This is a genomic window from Pseudomonas sp. KB_12, from assembly GCF_052114545.1.
Taxonomy (GTDB): Bacteria; Pseudomonadota; Gammaproteobacteria; order Pseudomonadales; family Pseudomonadaceae; genus Aquipseudomonas; species Aquipseudomonas brassicacearum.
In genome coordinates this window covers 53,472-70,703 of sequence record NZ_JBFREY010000012.1, presented here as the reverse complement: position 1 = coordinate 70,703, position 17,232 = coordinate 53,472, and the positions used below count along the sequence as shown (strand labels likewise).

Below are 17,232 nucleotides of genomic sequence, written 5' to 3'. Positions count from 1 at the left end.
GTTCCGCCCTTCTTACAACTCAATACTCATTCCGTCGTAGGACACTTCAATCTTTCGACGTACAAGTTCAGCCCGCTCGGGCGAATCTTCGTCCAGGATCGGGTTGGTGTTGTTGATATGGATAAGGACTTTGCGCGGCCCAGGCACTTGTTCCAGTACTTCCAGCATACCGCCGGGGCCATTCTGGGCCAGGTGGCCCATTTCCCGGCCAGTGCGGGTGCCGACGCCACGACGCTGCATTTCATCGTCGTCCCACATCGTACCGTCCACCAGCAGACAATCGCTGCCGGCCATGATCGCCAACAACGACTCGTCGACCTTGCCCAGGCCCGGGGCATAGAACAGTTTGCCACCCGTGCGCAGGTCTTCGACGATCAGCCCGATATTGTCGCCCGGGTGCGGGTCGAAGCGATGCGGTGAATAGGGCGGTGCGGCGCTGCGCAGGGGCAGTGGGGTGAAGCGCAGGTTCGGGCAGGCGGCGATGGTGAAGCTCTGGTCGAGTTCGATGCGATTCCAGCTCAACCCGCCGTTCCAGTGGGTCAACATGTTGAACAGCGGAAAGCCGGTGCTCAAGTCTTCATGGACCATGTCGGTGCACCAGACTTGATGCGGGCAACCTTCACGCAGGCTGAGCAGGCCGGTGGTGTGGTCGATCTGGCTGTCCATCAGGATGATCGCGCCAATGCCGGTGTCGCGCAGGGCCCGGCCCGGCTGCATCGGGGCGAACGCCTGGAGCTGGGCGCGAATGTCCGGGGAGGCGTTGCACAGCACCCAGTTCACACCGTCATCGGACAGGGCGATGGACGATTGGGTGCGCGCCTGGGCCCGCAGGCTGCCGTCGCGAAAACCTGCGCAATTGGCGCAGTTGCAGTTCCACTGGGGGAAACCGCCACCGGCGGCAGAACCTAGAATCTGGACGAACATGGCTGCTCCATCTGCAAACCGAAATAAAAACGCCTCGGCTGGCCGAGGCGTAGTGCTGCGTGCTTAACCGCCTGCAGCATTCAACGGCTGGCGAAGTACATGGTGACTTCGAAACCGATACGCAGGTCGATATATGCGGGTTTGGACCAGGACATGGGAATACTCCTTTGGTTGGGATGCTTTCGTTAGATAGAACGGTTGAGACCTATACATATAGTCCACCTCCGTTCGGAGATGTTCAGATGCTTAGGCGCCTATGTTACTAAATCTGACATCTTCGTTCGCCGCGATTCTCGAAGAAAGCTCATTACGGCCCCTGCAATGATCACTGCGGCGCTTGCCAGCGCTCTCCCGGGCAGGCTCCGTTGCTCAGGCAATACCATCCCCCTTCAGCCTCGATCAGACGTTGGGCGGCCATTTGTAGCTGCGTGCGATCCAGGTACACGATGGCAGCGGACAGTTGCTCAAGATAATCCGACGGGTGGCCGGCCAACTTGGCCTGCCAGAGCAGTTCGGCGGCCTGGGCGCAGGGCAGGGCGGTGTCCTGGAGTTGGGCGGCAAGCGCCTGCTGCTGGCCGGTCAGGGATGAGTCATCGAGCTGCTCGATCAGCGCCGGTAGCCCAGCCAGGAATTGTTCGATGTGGGCGCTCAGTTGCGTTGCCGAAAGGCTGGGCGATTGGACGCCGAACACCATCCCCGTTTGCCCGTCGATCTGCTTCAACCCACTGAACACCGCATAACCCAGCTGCAACTCGACGCGCAGGCGCTGGTAGAACGGCGTCTGGCACAGCTGTGCCAGCAACCGCCAGGCGGCTTCGTCGGCCAGCGTCGGGGTGGCTGTCGGGCAAAACAGCAACACGGCCGGTTCTTCGCCGTGAGTCTGGAGCCTATGCCAGAGGCGTTGCCCGCGAGGTGCCGGCACCAGGCTGGCTTCATCGCCGGCAATGCCCGGCACTCGGGCCAACGCAGGGCCCAACGCCCCTTGAGTGGCCGTCGACAGGCCGATGGACAGCCCGTCCCATCGGGCCGTTGTCCACACGCTTTGGTCGCTTTCGGGCATTGGCAACGCTGACGCTTGGCGGTTGTGGCGGCAGTGATCTGGCAGCGCCTTCAACAGATGCCGAATCGGCATCGGCGGGGTTTCGTGACTGGCCAGGGCCATTGGCAGCGGTTGCGCAAGCTTCGTCAGAACGTGTTCGAGCACCAACGGTATCGGCACCTGTAAGCCAACCAGTTTCAGCAGCCATTGATGACCGGAGGGCTCGAAGCTGACGTCCACACCGGCCTGGCGAGCATCCTCTCGCACATCCTGCAGGTGCCGGTCGAGCCTGGATTGAAAGTCCAGCGGTGCCTGGGTCGTCAGTTGCCAGCGCAGGTACACCGCGCCTTCACGACCATTGTCAGGCAGCGCCTGGCTGAACTGCATGGGCGAGCGTTCCCGACGACCCCGGGAGCGGTCCTGGGCGAAGGTTCGCAAGCCGCGGTGGGCGCTGGTCTGGCCGCGTATCAGCCCGGCGCGGGGCGCTTCGCTTGGCGTTTGCAGGAACGGATTGGGCGCGGGCAGTTGCCATTGTCCCGCGACGTTATCGGCCGGGTGCAGTTGCTTGAGGATTTCTCTGAGCTTCACCAGGTCGTTTGCCAACAGCGGCCCGTCACGTCCTTCACCGTCCCAGCGGGCCACCTGCAAGGCCGATCCTGTCTCTTGCCGGCGCTGCAACAGTGCGGTGAACTCCTCGTGCAACGGCGCCCAGTCGTCCTGGGCGGCAAAGAACCCCAGCCAGTCGTGCAGCAATGCTTGGATTTGCGCCGCTGCCGGAGCGTTGGCGTGCTTGAATTCGATGTGCAGCAGCGCCTGCCCGGCAAACTCATACAGCGCGGTGGCCTTGAGGCTGTCAGCCAGGTCGCGCTGACGCAACGTGGCGAGCAAACCGCCCGGTTTGCTGGAGTTCAGCCACGTACACAGAAAATCCAGGGCTTGAGGCGAGGCAGCGGGCAAGTCTTCGAAGGCGAACAGCAGATCAAGGCAACCCTCGCGGGCCTGTTGATAACTCGTCTGGGACGATGCCATCAAACTTTGTGGTGCCGGCCTGGCAAGCGCTTCGCCGGCAGGTATGTGGCTGTCGAACTGTTCAGCCAGCGCTTTCAAGGCGTCGATGCTCTGCGGGCCGACCAGGCTCAGGGTCATCTGGCCGCTCTGGTAAAAGCGGCGATAGAAGTCGTGCAATGCGCTTTGGAATTCGGCTTGCGTCACCGCCAGGCTATCGCGATTGCCGGCATGAAAACCCCGCAGTGGATGGGACGCCGATAGGCCGTCATGCAAGGCAAGCTGGCGCTGGGCTGCAGCATCCTGGGACCAGGCGATGAACTCGGCGTGCAGCACTTCCCGTTCGCGCACCTGATCGGCCTCATCCAGGCGTGGGTGAGCGAGCATGTTCCCCAGCCGTTCCAGTCCGTCGGCGAAGGTTGCAGGTGGCAATTCGAAGAAAAAATCCGTGGTGCGTTCGCTGGTGCGCGCATTGACCTGGCCGCCGTGGCGCTGCACGTAGGCCATCAGGTTCTCCCCAGCGGGAAAACGCTCGGTGCCGAGGAAGAACAGATGCTCGAGCAAGTGCGCCAATCCCGGCCAGGCCAGGGGCGCGTCATGGCTGCCAGCCGCGACTCGCAGCACTGCAGCGCTGCGCTTGAGGCCTGGGACGTGACGCAATGTCACCCGCAAGCCGTTGGCCATGGTTTCAGTGTGGGAGCGGAGGGAGTCGGGGGCCGGCATGAGCGCTTCCAGAACAAAGATGCGCTCATGCTAGCGGATTAGGCCGCGTTCTCAATCCTCAATCAGTGTTTGTGCAGGTCGCCGTAAAGCTCAGGGCGGCGATCGTGCAGGTAGTTGTAGGCCGCGCGGGAATCGTCCATCAGTTGTCGATCCAGTTCTCCGACGATCAAGGCCTCATCCAGCCCCGCAAGGGCCGGGCGGCTGCCATTCGGTGCGGCGATGCTGCTTTGGCCGCAATACTGCAATTCACCTTCGTGGCCGCAGTAGTTGGCGTATGCCACGAAACACTGGTTCTCGATGGCCCGGGCCCGCACGGTGACGTCGGCGATGAATTCGTAGGGTTGCATGTTGGCGGTCGGCACCAGGATCAGCTCGGCACCGGCCAGGACCAGGCGTCGGGCATTTTCCGGAAACTCCAGGTCGTAGCAGATCAGGAGGCCGAGCTTCCAGCCGTTGAGCTCGACGATGGGCAATGCGGCGTCGCCGGCGCTGAACATGGCGTGATCGAGGTCGCCGAACAGGTGGCTCTTGCGGTAGTTGGCCAGGCGCTCGCCCTGGGCGTCGATCAGCTGAACTGCGTTGTAGATCTGCCCGTCTTCGCCGCGCTCAGGGTAGCCATAGACAATCGCCAGGCCGGCGGCCTTGGCAATGCGGGCGATCTGTTGCGCCCACTCGCCGTTGTAGACCTCGGCCAATACATTCACCGCGTCGACGCCGATGTTGTAGCCGGTCATGAACATCTCCGGCAGCACCAGCACATCGGCGCCCCTGGCCTCCAACGCCACCTGGTGCAGGCGTTGCAGGTTGCCGGCCGGATCCAGTGGCAGCGGCGGGCATTGGTAGAGGGCTACACGCATCAATAACTCCTTTTATTCGGGCAGGGCGATCGGACCGATCTCATTGAACACATCACCTGGACCCGGGTTCTCGGCGTGAGTTTCACCGCCGAAGTGCTTCATGATTCCCCACACGGCATTGAGTGAGGTCTGTACCGCGCCTTCGACCCAGGCCGGTGTCCATGAGACGTCATCGCCGGCGATAAAGATCCCGCGTTGTTCGGCCGGCATGTCGTCCTGCATGAAATGCGCATACATGCGCTGGTTGTAGCGATAGTGGCCGGGCAGGGCGCCCTTGAACGCGCCGAGGAAATGCGGGTCGGCCTCCCAGGACACGGTGATCGGATCGCCGATGATCCGGGCGGCGATGTCCACCTTGGGATAGATTTTCTTCAGGGCATCGAGGGCCAGCTTCACGCGTTTTTCCACCGGGTGCGGGAGCATTTTCAGCGCGTCGCTCATCCAGGAATACGACAGGCAAATCACCCCTGGCTTGTCGTCCCCGTTGTCGAACAGATAGGTGCCACGGGTCAGGCGGTCGGTCAGGGTCATGCTCATCAGGTCGCGGCCGGTCTCCGGGTCCTTGTCCTTCCAGAATGGCCGGTCGACCATCACGAAGGTCTTCGACGATTGCATGTAGCGGGTGCGGTCCAGGGCCATCCACATTTTTTGCGAGAACAGCGCTTCTTCACATTCGATCTGGGTGGTCAGCAGCCAGCTCTGGCAGGTGACCAGCACGGCGGCGTACTCGCGGGTGTTGTCCCAGACGTCGGTCACGCTGAACCGGCCATCAGCCGCGCGGGCGATGCGCTTCACGCCGCTGCGTGGGGCGCCCAGGTGCAACGAATTCAGGCTGGTCCCTTGCGGCCAGTGCACGCAGCGTTCCGGCATGTGGTTCCAGATACCGTGGGGCACCTGCTCGACGCCGCCGACCACCAGGTGCTGGTGGTCGTCACAGTTGGTCATCACGACACGGAAGATTTCCAGCATCGAATTGGGGAAGTCCGAATCCCAGCCGCCCGTACCGAAACCGACCTGGCCGAACACTTCGCGGTGCTGGAAAGAGAGCTTGGCGAAGGCCTTGGAGGTGGCGACAAAGTCGTAGAAGGTGCGGTCGTCCCACAGGGGCACCAGGGTGTTCCACAGCTCCTTGAGGCGTGGCACGTCGCGGTCGCGGATCGCCTGCTGGATGTCGCCGAAGCGTGAGCCATCCTCCAGCGCATCGGCCCAGGCGTCGGCGACTTCCTGGAACAGTGCGGGAAGGTCGGCCAGTTTCTGTGCGTAGTAGGTCTGGCCTTCCAGGTCGATGACCGTGCTGCCGGACGCCGGGGTCAGCGGGTTGGGAAACGGTTTGGTCTCCAGGCCCAGCTTGTCGACGTAATGGTAGAACGCGGTGGATGACACCGGAAAACGCATGCCGCCCAGCTCGGCGATCACCCCTTCGGCGCCATTGAACGCTTGTGAGCGCAGGCGCCCACCCATCTTCGACGCCTCGTAGACCACGGGTTTGAGACCCAGCTTCATCAGCTCGTACGCCGCCACCAGACCGGCGATTCCGGCCCCGACAATCGCCACTTCGGTACCGTGGTTGTGGGCGGGAATGCTGCCCAGGCCAGCCGGATGCTCGATCCAGTCGTCAAAGGCGAAAGGAAAGTCCGGCCCGAAAATGGTGATGGGCTTCTTGCCGTCTGCTGGGTGGCGATTGTTCTTGTTCATGGCTGACCTTGGTGGGCGACTCGACGCGGTGTTCGTGTCTGAGTATAGGAAAGATGCCAGCCATTCTAGGGAGGGTGGAACACGTTAATAAGACACAATGTGTCGTCGTTTTGAGCGCATATCAGTCATCTTGATCTATTCATAAAGCATAATGACCAAACCAGTCCCCTGTGGGAGAGAGCTTGCTCGCGATAGCAGTATGTCAGTCCATGACGGTGTTGACTGGATTGACGCCATCGCGAGCAAGCTCGCTCCCACAGAAACGCTCCCTGACAATTGTCCGCGCGATCAACAGCAACAGATACCCGCCGAAACTCCTATGGTTATTCCCTTGAGGTTATATATCCTGGATGGCATATTTGTATGAAATGGGACGTTGAATACACTGACGAATTTGAGTTGTGGTGGGACCGTCTCAGTGAGTCAGAGCAAGACTCGGTACAGGTCTCGGTGATGCTGCTCGGCGATACCGGGCCGTATCTGGGCTTTCCTCACACCAGTGATATCAAAGGTTCGCGTCATGGCAACCTTCGTGAGTTACGGGTGCAACATGCAGGTAGGCCTTATCGTGTGCTCTATGCGTTTGATCCACGACGCTGCGCCATCCTGCTGATCGGGGGAGGTAAAACCGGCCAGGACCGTTGGTATCAGGACTATGTGCCTTTGGCCGAACGCCTCTATCACGAACATTTGGAAGTATTGAAGAGAGAGGGCTTTGACCATGGCTAAGAAATTTTCCGATTTGATGGCGCGTCGTTCGCCTGACTCCCAGGCTCGTGCACAGGCTCTGTATCAGCAGTTGCGTGCAGAAATGCCGTTGCACGAGTTGCGTCAGGCGCAGGAGTTGAGCCAGGAGGCTTTGGCCAAGGCACTGCATATCAACCAGGCGGCAGTCTCGAAAATGGAGCGCCGTACGGACATGTACATCAGCACATTGCGCAACTACATCCGGGCCATGGGGGGGGAATTGGAGATTATCGCGACCTTTCCGGAGGGGCAGGTCAGGATCGAAAATTTCTCCCATCCGACACCATAACTTGCGTTGTTCCCTGAGGGCCACAGGCTAAGTGGCGCAGGGCTTAGACTGGCTGGCCTCGATCGATTTTGCTGCTGAGGATGATCGAGGTGGTGGTCTTTTCCACGCCGTCCACGCTGCCGATCTGGTCCAGCAACTGGTCCAGCTGTTCCGGCGAGTCCGTGCGCAACCAGGCGACATAGTCGAACTCACCGCTGACCGCGCACAGCTGCTGTACCTGGGCCATGGCGCTCAGGCGCCGCAGCACGTCCTTGCCGGAACGCGGCTGGACCTTGATGCCGACGTAAGCCTGCAAGCCACCGTCAATCACTCGTTGCCCCAGGCGCACGCCATACCCGGTAATCACCTTGGTCTTTTCCAGGCGTGCCAGCCGCGAGGTCACGGTCGTGCGGGCGATACCCAGTTGCCGGGCGAGCATGGCGACGCTTTCCCGGGCGTTGATTTGCAGCGCCGCGATCAGCTGCCGGTCGATTTCGTCGAGGACGGGAGGGCGGGTATCAGTCAAAGTGGGCTCCGGCGCAGGCATTCGATGGCGAGCATGTTACAGGCTCTCACGTGCGAAATAGCCAATGGCAGGCAAAGCCAGTGCGCGCCAGGCGGGGGCCAGGTGTACCTGTGAAGCCCTGAACCAGAAACCGTCCTGGCAAACCAGCTGTTCGGTGGGCAACTGCAACAAGAGATCCAGCGAGAACGACTGCACTGAACCTGGGTCGTCGTTGTCTTGCGCTTCCCAATCGCGCTCGAAACACCGTACATGCAGCTGCTCGGCGTCGAAGCTTTCAAACAGCGGCCGGTTGCCCAGCCACTGCCGATGCACCCGCAACGTGTGTTCCTGGACATCCAGGAGCAGCAATTGCCAGCCTCGATAACTTCCACACTGTTCTGTCACATCGGTTGCCATGCAGGTCAGGGCCAGGTAGCGGCTATCCGTCGACCAGGTCATCGACGGTGCCAGGTCGACCAACGCGCAGCCTGAGGCTGTCAGCAGATGGCCTCCGAGCCGGGGCGTCTGCGCACGCACCCAACTGTCGGCATATTCCGTTTCGCTGCCGAACAGCCAGGCGGCATCCTGACGGTCGGGGGCGGGCTGGATGAAGTCACCGTCGGCGTTGGCCACTTGCGGACGATCCACCAGGCGCCAGGGGGCAACGCTGTGCAGTTGTGAGTTTGTCACCTGCAGGTCCACGGTGTTGTAGAACAGCCGGGATTGCTCGCTGGGATGAAAGAACGACGGGTCGCTGCCGATCGGCGGCGCAGGGATGTTGAAGCGTTGCAGTGCGCTGCTGTCCAGGTCGTGGTCAAGACGACCGGCCACCACTGCCAGACTCAAGCGGCCATCCCGAAAGTCGAGTATCCGTTCCACCCACATGGAGGGGCCTTCCAGCAGGCGTCGATCCTTCACATCTGCAATGACCGCATGGGTGGTCACTGTCGTTGAGTCTGCAAAGGGCAGCAGTGCCAGGTAACGCCCGCAGTCAGAGACGCGATGATCCAGCAGCCAACTGCCTGGCAAGTGCCAATCACCGATCTGGCAGCGATAACCGCCAAGCCCCTCGTGATTGTCGCAAAGCCAGATGAGCTGGGCGCATGCGCCACCCAGCAGCGGCTGCGTCTCGATGTACGAGTCACCGCGCAGGCCCCGGCTGTCCAATGGCATCACAATGGCCGTGCGGGTCAGTTTGAACTCAGCTACCTGTACGCGACCCTGGGCGTCATGACCGGCCTGGGTTTCGGTATCGCTGTGGATGCTGTCCAGACGGTAGCCATACCGGCCGGAACCCGGTCGCGGATAGTCGAGGTACGCGCCGATATGCACATGGTGCGCGTCGAGCCCCAGCACTTCATGCCAGTAGAAGGACGGTTCAGCAGCACTCTTCACCCACGGCGAGGGCAGGGCGCGCCAGCCGGTGCCGAGCTGCCATAACCAATACCGGTCGCCTTCCTCGTGACCGCTTTGCTGTTGGGCCAGGCACACCAGGGCGCGTTGATCGGCGCTCCATACCAACGGTGCGTCTGCTGCCATCAGCAGGCCGGACGGTGCTCCGTTGATGTTGATGGCATAACGCGGCGAAAGCAGGGGCTCCAATGGCTGGGCCTGGTCACGGAAGGTCGAAGGTAATGAAAGATTGCCCAGCAGGCATTGCTGGCCATCAGCGGAGCGTCGTTCGAAGGTTTGCTCAGGATGACAATCGGCTTCCAGCCACAGATCGGCGACAGGCACCAGATGGGTGACGCTGGCGGTTTGCAGCAGCTCATCGAGCCGGGTTTCGCGAACGCTGTTATCCACCAGTGGGCTATGGCGTCCACTCAAGCGGTCGAGGTCAAAAGCGTCCAACTCCCAAAGCTCGCTGTCGGCGCAGCGGTACAGCAGGCGTTGCTGACGGTCGAGGACTACCAGTCCCCATGCCTGCCGGGACGGTACCGGTGCGGCGAAATAACGCCCATCGCTGGAGAACACGGCCGAAGAGCCAAGGCCTTGCAGGAGCACACCGTCGGGGAACAGATAATCGCAATAGGTAGGGCCACCCATGGCGATCTCGCTGTGGTTGAACACCCGGATCGGCTCGCCTTCAGGTGTCAGTTGCGGTTCGTTTCCGCCCCAGGCGCTCGGTCCTTTGCTGGAAACGGGCGCCAACCCAAGGCGTCGTTCCCAGCTACTGACGCAGGCGAGCCCTACGATGATGCCGACAATCGCCACCAAAATGCCCCACCACTCAGGCAACGCCCGGCCCAGGCTGAAACCCAGGCCAAACACGGCGCCGACCGTCAACCGGGCGATGCCTCGGCCCATCGCCAAAAAGCCCAGGCGAGCGGCAAGGCCCATCAGCAGCCCAAGGAACACCACCGCCAGCAAAGCCAAGGGGGGCGGCAGCACGGTGACGAAAAAGGCCGGCACCAGCAGGATGCCGAGTTGCCAGAACAGTTCAAGAAACAGTCGGGGGAGGCTGGGGCTGGCGATGATGGGCGTCTCGGTGATAGAGGTTGAGTAACAGGTACGGACGTGGGATGAGATGTTAATTCATCGTTGTAGCCTCAAGTCCTTGGCAGCAATCGTCAAATCAGGAATTCAAATTTGGAGAGCAACTTTACAGTTTCGGGGAGCTTTTGTTGGAGTAGCTTGTCGAGGTATTGCCGCGCACTGTGCGGCGGATTTTTCAAGGACGAGCGCTGCCGCTGTGCTGCTTCGAGAACAGCCGCCTGGTCTATATCCCAAAGGTCGGCAACAAAATCGTCAGGGTGCAAAGGCTCGATATCAAATGCTTCGAGAGCGCTCTTGGGAAAGTCCTTAAGGTTAAAAGTGACGATGACAGATGCGTTGCATTTGATGGCTGCAGCAAGCACGCCGAATGCCTCATTCGTAACCCATCCCTAACTCCTGGGCTTGTGCAGCCAGTTCGTCCATGGCCGCACGGCTCGCTTGGTCACGCTGTTCCTTGTACGCCATTAGATCAGCCATGCGCTGTTGATCGACTGTTGTCCCTTATGATTTTGGGTCAGAGACGGCACCGAGAAATCGTGCCTGGGCTTCAGTCCTCCTCCGTGAACCGCCGCCGCGTCAGGAAAAGCACAACGCCCAGCGGCACGGCCAGCAGTGCTAGCAGCTCCAGGTCAACGCCCAGCACCTGCTGCTCACCAACCTTGAAGATGCTGACCAAGCCCGTTGCCAGCAGCGCCAAACCCAGCCACTTGCGCAGCGGGTATGGTTTCAGAAACTGAACGAGGATCGCGCCCAGCACCAGAAGGACGACAGTTTGCATGATGTAGGGCATGTGCAGTTCCTCAGACCTTGATGACCAGCGTCACGACAGAGCGCTGTGGGCCAATCCCGCCATGGACCTCTCCCTCGATGCTGGCCAGCACGTCACCTGCATGCAGGCTCGGCAGGGCCCCTTTGAGGTCCCAGTCTCTCACGAGCCTGAAGGCGGCGGATGATAGTCGGGATGCCCCTCGGTGCGCTCACCACGTGCAGAAGCCCAGAAGTATTTCGCGTGATGCTTGTAGACGTCGGTGACTTCCGATAGGTCCAAGCGACTGTATCTGTGGTGGTCCATCCAGAAACACGAAAGCCGCGCAATGCGCGGCTTTGGAGTTGGTGGGCCCACACGGACTCGAACCGTGGACCAAAGGATTATGAGTCCTCTGCTCTAACCAACTGAGCTATAGGCCCTCAGTAGGCCGCGGATTATAACGACGGTTTCTCGGCTGTGCTATCCGAAAAATCCGAAACGGTCATACGAAGAAACGTTGCGGCAAACTCATCGGCGCACAGGGGCAGGCTGACGATGTAGCCCTGGATCTGTTCGCAACCTTCTTCGGTCAGGAATTGCTGCTGGGCCAGGGTTTCGACGCCCTCGGCGATGATGGTGAATTGCATGCTGCGGCCCAGGGCGATGATTGCCCGTACGATGGCCGCGTCGTGGGGGTCATCGGGCAGGCCGCGGACGAAGGATTGGTCGATCTTGAGGATGTCCAGTGGCAGGCGCTTGAGGTAACTCAGGGAGGAATAGCCTGTGCCGAAGTCGTCGATGGCCAATTGCACGCCGAGTTTTTTCAGCTGGTGCAGCACCGTCAGGGCCTCTTCGGCCTGGCTCATGATGAAGTTTTCGGTAATTTCCAGTTGCAATAAGCCAGGCTCGAGCTGGTGCTCGCGCAGCAGTTGTTCGATACGCCCCAGTAGATTGGGTTGGCGCAGCTGGGCCCCGGCCAGATTGACCGAAAGGGGGCCGAGGCTGTCGTAGGTGTCGTTCCATTCGCACAACTGCCGGCAGGCGCGCTCCAGCACCCAGTCGCCGATTTGCAGGATCATGCCGTTTTCTTCCGCCAAGGGGATGAAGCGTTCCGGCGGCACGTCGCCAAACGTGGGGTGCGTCCAGCGGATCAATGCTTCGGCACCCACCAGTTGGTTGTCGACGAGGCTGATTTTGGGTTGGAAAGATAATGACAACTCGTTGCGTTCAATCGCCCGACGCAGCTCGTGCTCCAGGGCCACTCGCTCGCTGGCCTGGGCGGTGAGGTCGCGGGTGTAGCTTTCCACCCGGTTGCGTCCCTTGGCCTTGGAACGGTACATCGCCGCGTCGGCATTCTTCACCAGCGTGGCGACGTCGCAACCGTCCTGCGGGTAGAGGCTGGTGCCGATGCTGGCGCTGATGAAGAACTCGTGCTCGCCGGCTTGGAACGGAGCGGCAAAGCAGTTCAACAGTTTTTGGGCAATGTGCTCGGCATCGCTGGGCTGTTGCAGGCCCGGCAGCAGGATAATGAACTCGTCGCCGCCCAGGCGTGCCACGGTGTCGATGTCGCGCAACTGCTCGCGCAAGCGTACGGCAATGCCCTTGAGCAACAGGTCGCCGACCGGGTGCCCGAGGCTGTCATTGATGTGCTTGAAGCGGTCCAGGTCCAGGAACAGCACGGCGCCCTGGCCACCGTTTTCCTGCTGGCCATTGAGGGCTGCCAGCAAGCGGCTTTCGAACAGCGTGCGATTCGGTAGGCCTGTCAGCGGGTCGTGGTGGGCCTGGTAATCGAGCCGGGCCTGGGCGTGCTTGAGGCTGGAGATATCGGCGAAGACCGCGACGAAATGGGTGATCTGTCGGTCCCGATTGCGCACCGCGCTGATGGTCAGCCAGCTGGGGTACAGCTCGCCGTTCTTGCGCCGGTTGGAGATCTCTCCTTGCCAGTGCCCTTCGGCCGTCAACTGGTGCCACATCGCGGCGTAAAACGCGCTGTCGTGCAGGCCGGAAGCCAACAACCGAGGTGTATGGCCCAAGGCTTCGGTTTCGCTGTAGCCGGTGATTTCGGTGAAGGCTCGGTTCACTGCGCTGATGTGCTGTTGCGTATCGGTGATCAGCACGCCTTCGGCAGTGCTTTCGAATACGGTGGCGGCCTGTTGCAGTTTCTCCTGCATGAGATGGCGTTCGGTGATGTCCCGGGCGATGGTCAGCATGCAGTCTTCGTTGCCGATGGGCAGCGGGCGACTGGAGACTTCGCAGAGCCGGATTTGCCCGTCGTTGCGACGGATGTGGCAGCTGAAGTCCCTGACAAAGCCGTCCCGCTTCAGCAGGTCGAGCATCTGCTTTCGCTCGTTGAGGTTGACCCAGATGCCCAGGTCCAGGGTAGAGCGGTCCACCGACAGGGCACTGTTGAAGCCGGTAATGCGGCTGAAACCTTCGTTGACTTCGATCAGCAGACCGTCGCTTTGCCGGGACAGCAGCAGGCCATCGGGCGAGGCGTGGAACGCCTTGGCAAACTTCTCTTCGGATGTCTGCAATTGCTGCTGGGTTTCCTTGAGCTGGCTGATGTCCCGTACCACCACGACCAGGGCTGGCGTCGTGTCGAGGTCGAAGGGCTCGGCGGAGATCAGCCCGGTGAACACCTGGCCATTGCTACGGCGGAAGGGCATTTCCAGGTTGCGAATGCTGCCGGCCTGCAAGCGCTGCAACAGGCCCGGCCCCACGCCCTGGATGCCCCAGATATCCAGTTCGGTTGCGCTGTGTCCCACCACCTCGGCGGCGCTCAAGCCGATCTGCTCTTCGAAGGCCTTGTTGACCTCCAGCAGGCAACCGTCCAACAACCGTGCAATCACCAGGATGTCCGGGCACTGGCGGAACACCGAGGCAAACTTCTGCTCCGAAAGGCGCAGTGCTTCCTCGGTGCGCTTGGCTTCGCTGATGTCGATCATCAGCCCACGCATCACCGGTTCGTGCCCGTGTTCGATCAGGCTGACAATATCGCGCACCCACAGGCAGCGGCCATCGGCAGTGATCACGCGATAATCGATGCAGTGGTCGCGACCCGCCAGCACTTCATGATCGCAGTAGGTCTGGGCACGGATCAGGTCGGCCGGATGAATGATGTTGCGCCAGAAGCCTGGGATCAGCCAATGGGAAAGGGGATAGCCCAGCAAGTCTTCGGCGTGGGGCGACACGTAGCTGTAGGTGAAGTCGCTGACCCTGGCCTCCCAGGCGATGGCCGACAGGCTCTCCACCAGTCCACGGTAATGGTATTCGCTGCTGCGCAGCTCCTGTTCCAGCTCGACCCGCCGGGCGATTTCCGAGCTGAGTCGGCGGTTGATGCGAATCACCACCGCCAGTATGCCGACCAGGAGCAGCAACGCAGGCAGGCCGTAAAGCAGCAAATCTGACCAGAGCTGGCGGTAGTCATGCACATTGCCGACCCACTTCTGCTGGATCTCGTCGACTTCGGCCGGGCTCATGTCCGCCATGACCTTGTCCAGGATGCTTACCAGTATCTTGCTATCTGGAGGGACGGCCATTGCCAATTGATAGCGATAAGGCGTTTCCCCGCTGACGTAAAGACCTTCGAGCTTGAGTTGGCGCAGGCTCCAGACACTGGAGGCCAGATCGCCGACTACCGCGTCTACCTCGTCGGTTGCCAGGGCTTGAAGGGCTGAACTGACGTTGGGCAGCGCCACGAGGTTCAGGTCGGGATGGTGGTTGCGCAGCAGTTCATGGGGGGCATAGTTCTCCACCACGGCGATTTTCAGCCCGTACAGTTCCTTGAGGTTGTGCGGCTGGGCGCCACCGCGATGGGCCAGGATGACAATGGGGAAATCCAGGTAAGGCCGTGTAAACGCCAGGTAATTCTGGCGTTCCGGCGTGGACATGATGCCCGGCAAAAGGTCGATCTTGCCCTGTCCAACCTGCTCCAGCACGGCGGTCCAGCTAACCGGCTCTATGGGGGTGAGCTTGATGGCCAGCCGCTCACGAATGATGTCGACGTAGTCGGCAGCCAGGCCCTGATAGCGGCCCTGGTCGTCACGAAACTCAAACGGCGGCCATGAGGCATCGACACCCAGGCGCAGGTCAGGGTGGTCCTTGAGCCAGCGGAGCTCCTCGTCGGTGAGCGTCAACGCGCCAGCTGTTGCGGTCCAGGTCATCAATGACAGCAAAAGCGCGGCCGTCAGTCTGGGCATCACTGTCTCGACATGGCTTGGGGAGGATGATTCGAGTGTAGACGGACAGGGCGGGGAGGGCTGTAATGAAAGGGATTTTATCTGCACATAACAAAACCCCCGGCAGGGCCGGGGGTTTTGAAGGTCACTCGTCGAGGAAGGAGCGCAGATGCTCGCTTCGCGTCGGGTGGCGCAGTTTGCGCAACGCCTTGGCTTCGATCTGACGAATCCGCTCACGGGTTACATCGAACTGCTTACCGACTTCCTCAAGGGTGTGGTCGGTATTCATGTCGATGCCGAAGCGCATGCGCAGTACCTTGGCTTCACGGGCAGTGAGGCCGGAGAGTACTTCGCGAGTCGCTTCCTTGAGACTCTCGACAGTGGCGACATCGATCGGAGACTGCATGGTGGAGTCTTCGATGAAGTCACCCAGATGGGAGTCTTCGTCATCACCGATCGGGGTTTCCATGGAGATCGGCTCTTTGGCGATCTTCAATACCTTGCGGATCTTGTCCTCAGGCATTTCCATGCGTTCGCCCAGCTCTTCCGGCGTCGGTTCGCGACCCATTTCCTGCAGCATCTGCCGGGAAATACGGTTGAGCTTGTTGATCGTCTCGATCATGTGCACCGGGATACGGATGGTGCGGGCCTGGTCGGCGATCGAGCGAGTGATCGCCTGACGGATCCACCAGGTGGCATAAGTCGAGAACTTGTAGCCGCGACGGTATTCGAACTTGTCCACCGCCTTCATCAGGCCGATGTTGCCTTCCTGGATCAGGTCGAGGAATTGCAGGCCGCGGTTGGTGTACTTCTTGGCGATGGAGATCACCAGACGCAAGTTCGCTTCGACCATCTCTTTCTTCGCGCGACGGGCCTTGGCCTCGCCGATCGACATGCGACGGTTGATGTCCTTGATTTCGGCGATCGTCAAACCGGTTTCGGTTTCCAGCGCGGTCAGCTTCTGCTGGCAACGAATGATGTCCGGTTGCAGGCGACCAATGGCTTCGGCGTATTTGCTCTTGCCCTTGGCCAGTGCATCGGTCCAGCTTTCGTCGACTTCGTTGCCAGGGAACTGGCGCAGGAAATCGGCACGCGGCATGCGGGCATCACGCACGCAAAGCTGCATGATCGCGCGCTCTTGCTGGCGCAGGCGATCCAGGGCACTGCGAACACGCTCGACCAGGCCTTCGAATTGCTTCGGTACCAGCTTGATCGGCATGAACAGCTCGGCCAGTGCCAACAGCTCGGCAATCGCCTGCTTGTTGTTGCGGCCGTGCTTTTTCAGCGCCTTGCGGGTGATTTCCATCTGGTCGGCCACAGCGCCGAAACGCTGTGCTGCGATGACCGGATCCGGACCGCTTTCGGCTTCTTCCTCGTCGTCGCTCGCTTCGGCGTCGTCGTCATCGGTGTCGTCGTCGGCCTTGGCGGCTTTCGCGTCGATCGGTGGCGGCACTTCGGCGGCAGGCGGCGCAATGCCGTCGTCCGGATCGATATAACCGCTCAAGACGTCGGACAGGCGGCCACCTTCGGTGGTGACGCGGGTGTACTCGGAGAGAATATGGTCAACCGTGCCAGGGAAGTGCGCGATTGCGCCCATCACCTCACGGATGCCTTCTTCAATACGCTTGGCGATTTCGATTTCGCCTTCACGCGTGAGGAGCTCTACCGTACCCATTTCACGCATGTACATGCGCACGGGGTCGGTGGTGCGACCAATGTCGGTCTCGACCGCTGCCAACGCTGCGGCCGCTTCTTCAGCGGCCGCCTCGTCGGTATCGGCGTCGGCCAGCATAAGGGCATCCTTATCTGGAGCAACCTCGAATACGTTGATCCCCATGTCGTTGATCATGCGGATGATGTCTTCCACCTGTTCCGGATCTGAAATATCCTCCGGCAGGTGGTCGTTGACCTCCGCGTAAGTCAGGTAGCCCTGCTCACGACCCAATAGGATCAACTCTTTGATACGAGACTGCTGTTGCGCTTTTCCGGACATAACACCCTATCCACTGAAGGTCTTGGCGGGCAAAAAACAAGCCGAGGATTATAC

General features: G+C 60.8%; 12 protein-coding genes, 1 tRNA gene and 2 pseudogenes. 2 read left to right on the top strand and 13 right to left on the bottom strand.

The features are described 5' to 3' along the window. Positions 1-12 precede the first annotated feature (12 nt). The 5 genes from pqqB to AB4Z20_RS12185 form a co-directional block, all read right to left on the bottom strand. A complete protein-coding gene (pqqB, locus tag AB4Z20_RS12205; protein WP_053189961.1) occupies positions 13-924 on the bottom strand; it encodes a pyrroloquinoline quinone biosynthesis protein PqqB in 912 nt (303 codons plus the stop codon). Positions 925-1,004: 80 nt separating this feature from the next. Further along, complete coding sequence (pqqA, locus tag AB4Z20_RS12200; RefSeq protein WP_003177660.1) at positions 1,005-1,079, bottom strand: pyrroloquinoline quinone precursor peptide PqqA; 75 nt, start codon at positions 1,077-1,079, stop codon at positions 1,005-1,007. A gap of 170 nt (positions 1,080-1,249) precedes the next feature. Continuing rightward, positions 1,250-3,691 carry a pyrroloquinoline quinone biosynthesis protein PqqF gene (gene pqqF / locus AB4Z20_RS12195; RefSeq protein WP_442089970.1) on the bottom strand — a complete coding sequence of 814 codons (2,442 nt, stop codon included), beginning with the start codon at positions 3,689-3,691 and terminating at the stop codon, positions 1,250-1,252. A 62-nt stretch (positions 3,692-3,753) separates the two neighbouring features. Continuing rightward, positions 3,754-4,548 carry a carbon-nitrogen hydrolase family protein gene (locus AB4Z20_RS12190; RefSeq protein ID WP_258689545.1) on the bottom strand — a complete coding sequence of 265 codons (795 nt, stop codon included), beginning with the start codon at positions 4,546-4,548 and terminating at the stop codon, positions 3,754-3,756. Between the two features lie 12 nt (positions 4,549-4,560). Next, entirely contained in the window at positions 4,561-6,243 is a 1,683-nt protein-coding gene (locus tag AB4Z20_RS12185) for a flavin monoamine oxidase family protein (RefSeq protein WP_320389541.1), read from the bottom strand. Positions 6,244-6,606: 363 nt separating this feature from the next. Between AB4Z20_RS12185 and AB4Z20_RS12180 the strand changes: the two genes are divergently transcribed. After that, the gene (locus AB4Z20_RS12180; protein ID WP_442089967.1) at positions 6,607-6,972 is read left to right on the top strand and encodes a type II toxin-antitoxin system RelE/ParE family toxin; all 366 of its coding nucleotides are present in this window, start codon (positions 6,607-6,609) and stop codon (positions 6,970-6,972) included. Then, positions 6,965-7,279: an XRE family transcriptional regulator gene (locus AB4Z20_RS12175; protein WP_024616743.1), complete on the top strand. Its 315-nt coding sequence runs from the start codon at positions 6,965-6,967 to the stop codon at positions 7,277-7,279. Before AB4Z20_RS12180 ends, AB4Z20_RS12175 begins: the two co-directional genes overlap by 8 nt. Before the next feature lie 43 nt (positions 7,280-7,322). Here the strand turns inward: AB4Z20_RS12175 and AB4Z20_RS12170 are convergent, their stop codons facing one another. From AB4Z20_RS12170 to rpoD, 8 genes and pseudogenes are all read right to left on the bottom strand, one after another. Beyond that, the gene (locus AB4Z20_RS12170) at positions 7,323-7,784 is read right to left on the bottom strand and encodes an Lrp/AsnC family transcriptional regulator (protein ID WP_018607342.1); all 462 of its coding nucleotides are present in this window, start codon (positions 7,782-7,784) and stop codon (positions 7,323-7,325) included. Positions 7,785-7,820: 36 nt separating this feature from the next. Next, positions 7,821-10,256 (bottom strand): sulfite exporter TauE/SafE family protein, encoded by a 2,436-nt coding sequence (locus tag AB4Z20_RS12165; RefSeq protein WP_442090014.1) that lies wholly within the window; start codon positions 10,254-10,256, stop codon positions 7,821-7,823. A gap of 77 nt (positions 10,257-10,333) precedes the next feature. Further along, positions 10,334-10,621, bottom strand: a pseudogene (locus AB4Z20_RS12160) (PIN domain-containing protein); the annotation flags it as partial. Positions 10,622-10,631: 10 nt separating this feature from the next. Beyond that, positions 10,632-10,739, bottom strand: a pseudogene (locus AB4Z20_RS12155) (DNA-binding protein); the annotation flags it as partial. A gap of 67 nt (positions 10,740-10,806) precedes the next feature. Then, on the bottom strand, positions 10,807-11,049 hold the full coding sequence (locus AB4Z20_RS12150) for a hypothetical protein (RefSeq protein WP_442089965.1): 243 nt from the start codon (positions 11,047-11,049) through the stop codon (positions 10,807-10,809). 321 nt (positions 11,050-11,370) lie between these two features. Further along, positions 11,371-11,447, bottom strand: a tRNA-Ile gene (locus tag AB4Z20_RS12145). Positions 11,448-11,462: 15 nt separating this feature from the next. Continuing rightward, positions 11,463-15,206, bottom strand: coding sequence for a bifunctional diguanylate cyclase/phosphodiesterase (locus AB4Z20_RS12140; RefSeq protein ID WP_253469949.1), 3,744 nt, complete (start codon positions 15,204-15,206; stop codon positions 11,463-11,465). Between the two features lie 124 nt (positions 15,207-15,330). Then, the gene (gene rpoD, locus AB4Z20_RS12135; protein WP_258689541.1) at positions 15,331-17,178 is read right to left on the bottom strand and encodes an RNA polymerase sigma factor RpoD; all 1,848 of its coding nucleotides are present in this window, start codon (positions 17,176-17,178) and stop codon (positions 15,331-15,333) included. Positions 17,179-17,232 lie beyond the last annotated feature (54 nt).

Bases quoted from the DNA above. Each gene is read 5' to 3' on its own strand.
- pqqB (WP_053189961.1), bottom strand. From the start codon at position 924: ATGTTCGTCCAGATTCTAGGTTCTGCCGCCGGTGGCGGTTTCCCCCAG.
- pqqF (WP_442089970.1), bottom strand. From the start codon at position 3,691: ATGCCGGCCCCCGACTCCCTCCGCTCCCACACTGAAACCATGGCCAAC.
- AB4Z20_RS12190 (WP_258689545.1), bottom strand. From the start codon at position 4,548: ATGCGTGTAGCCCTCTACCAATGCCCGCCGCTGCCACTGGATCCGGCC.
- AB4Z20_RS12185 (WP_320389541.1), bottom strand. From the start codon at position 6,243: ATGAACAAGAACAATCGCCACCCAGCAGACGGCAAGAAGCCCATCACC.
- AB4Z20_RS12180 (WP_442089967.1), top strand. From the start codon at position 6,607: ATGAAATGGGACGTTGAATACACTGACGAATTTGAGTTGTGGTGGGAC.
- AB4Z20_RS12175 (WP_024616743.1), top strand. From the start codon at position 6,965: ATGGCTAAGAAATTTTCCGATTTGATGGCGCGTCGTTCGCCTGACTCC.
- AB4Z20_RS12150 (WP_442089965.1), bottom strand. From the start codon at position 11,049: ATGCCCTACATCATGCAAACTGTCGTCCTTCTGGTGCTGGGCGCGATC.
- AB4Z20_RS12140 (WP_253469949.1), bottom strand. From the start codon at position 15,206: ATGCCCAGACTGACGGCCGCGCTTTTGCTGTCATTGATGACCTGGACC.
- rpoD (WP_258689541.1), bottom strand. From the start codon at position 17,178: ATGTCCGGAAAAGCGCAACAGCAGTCTCGTATCAAAGAGTTGATCCTA.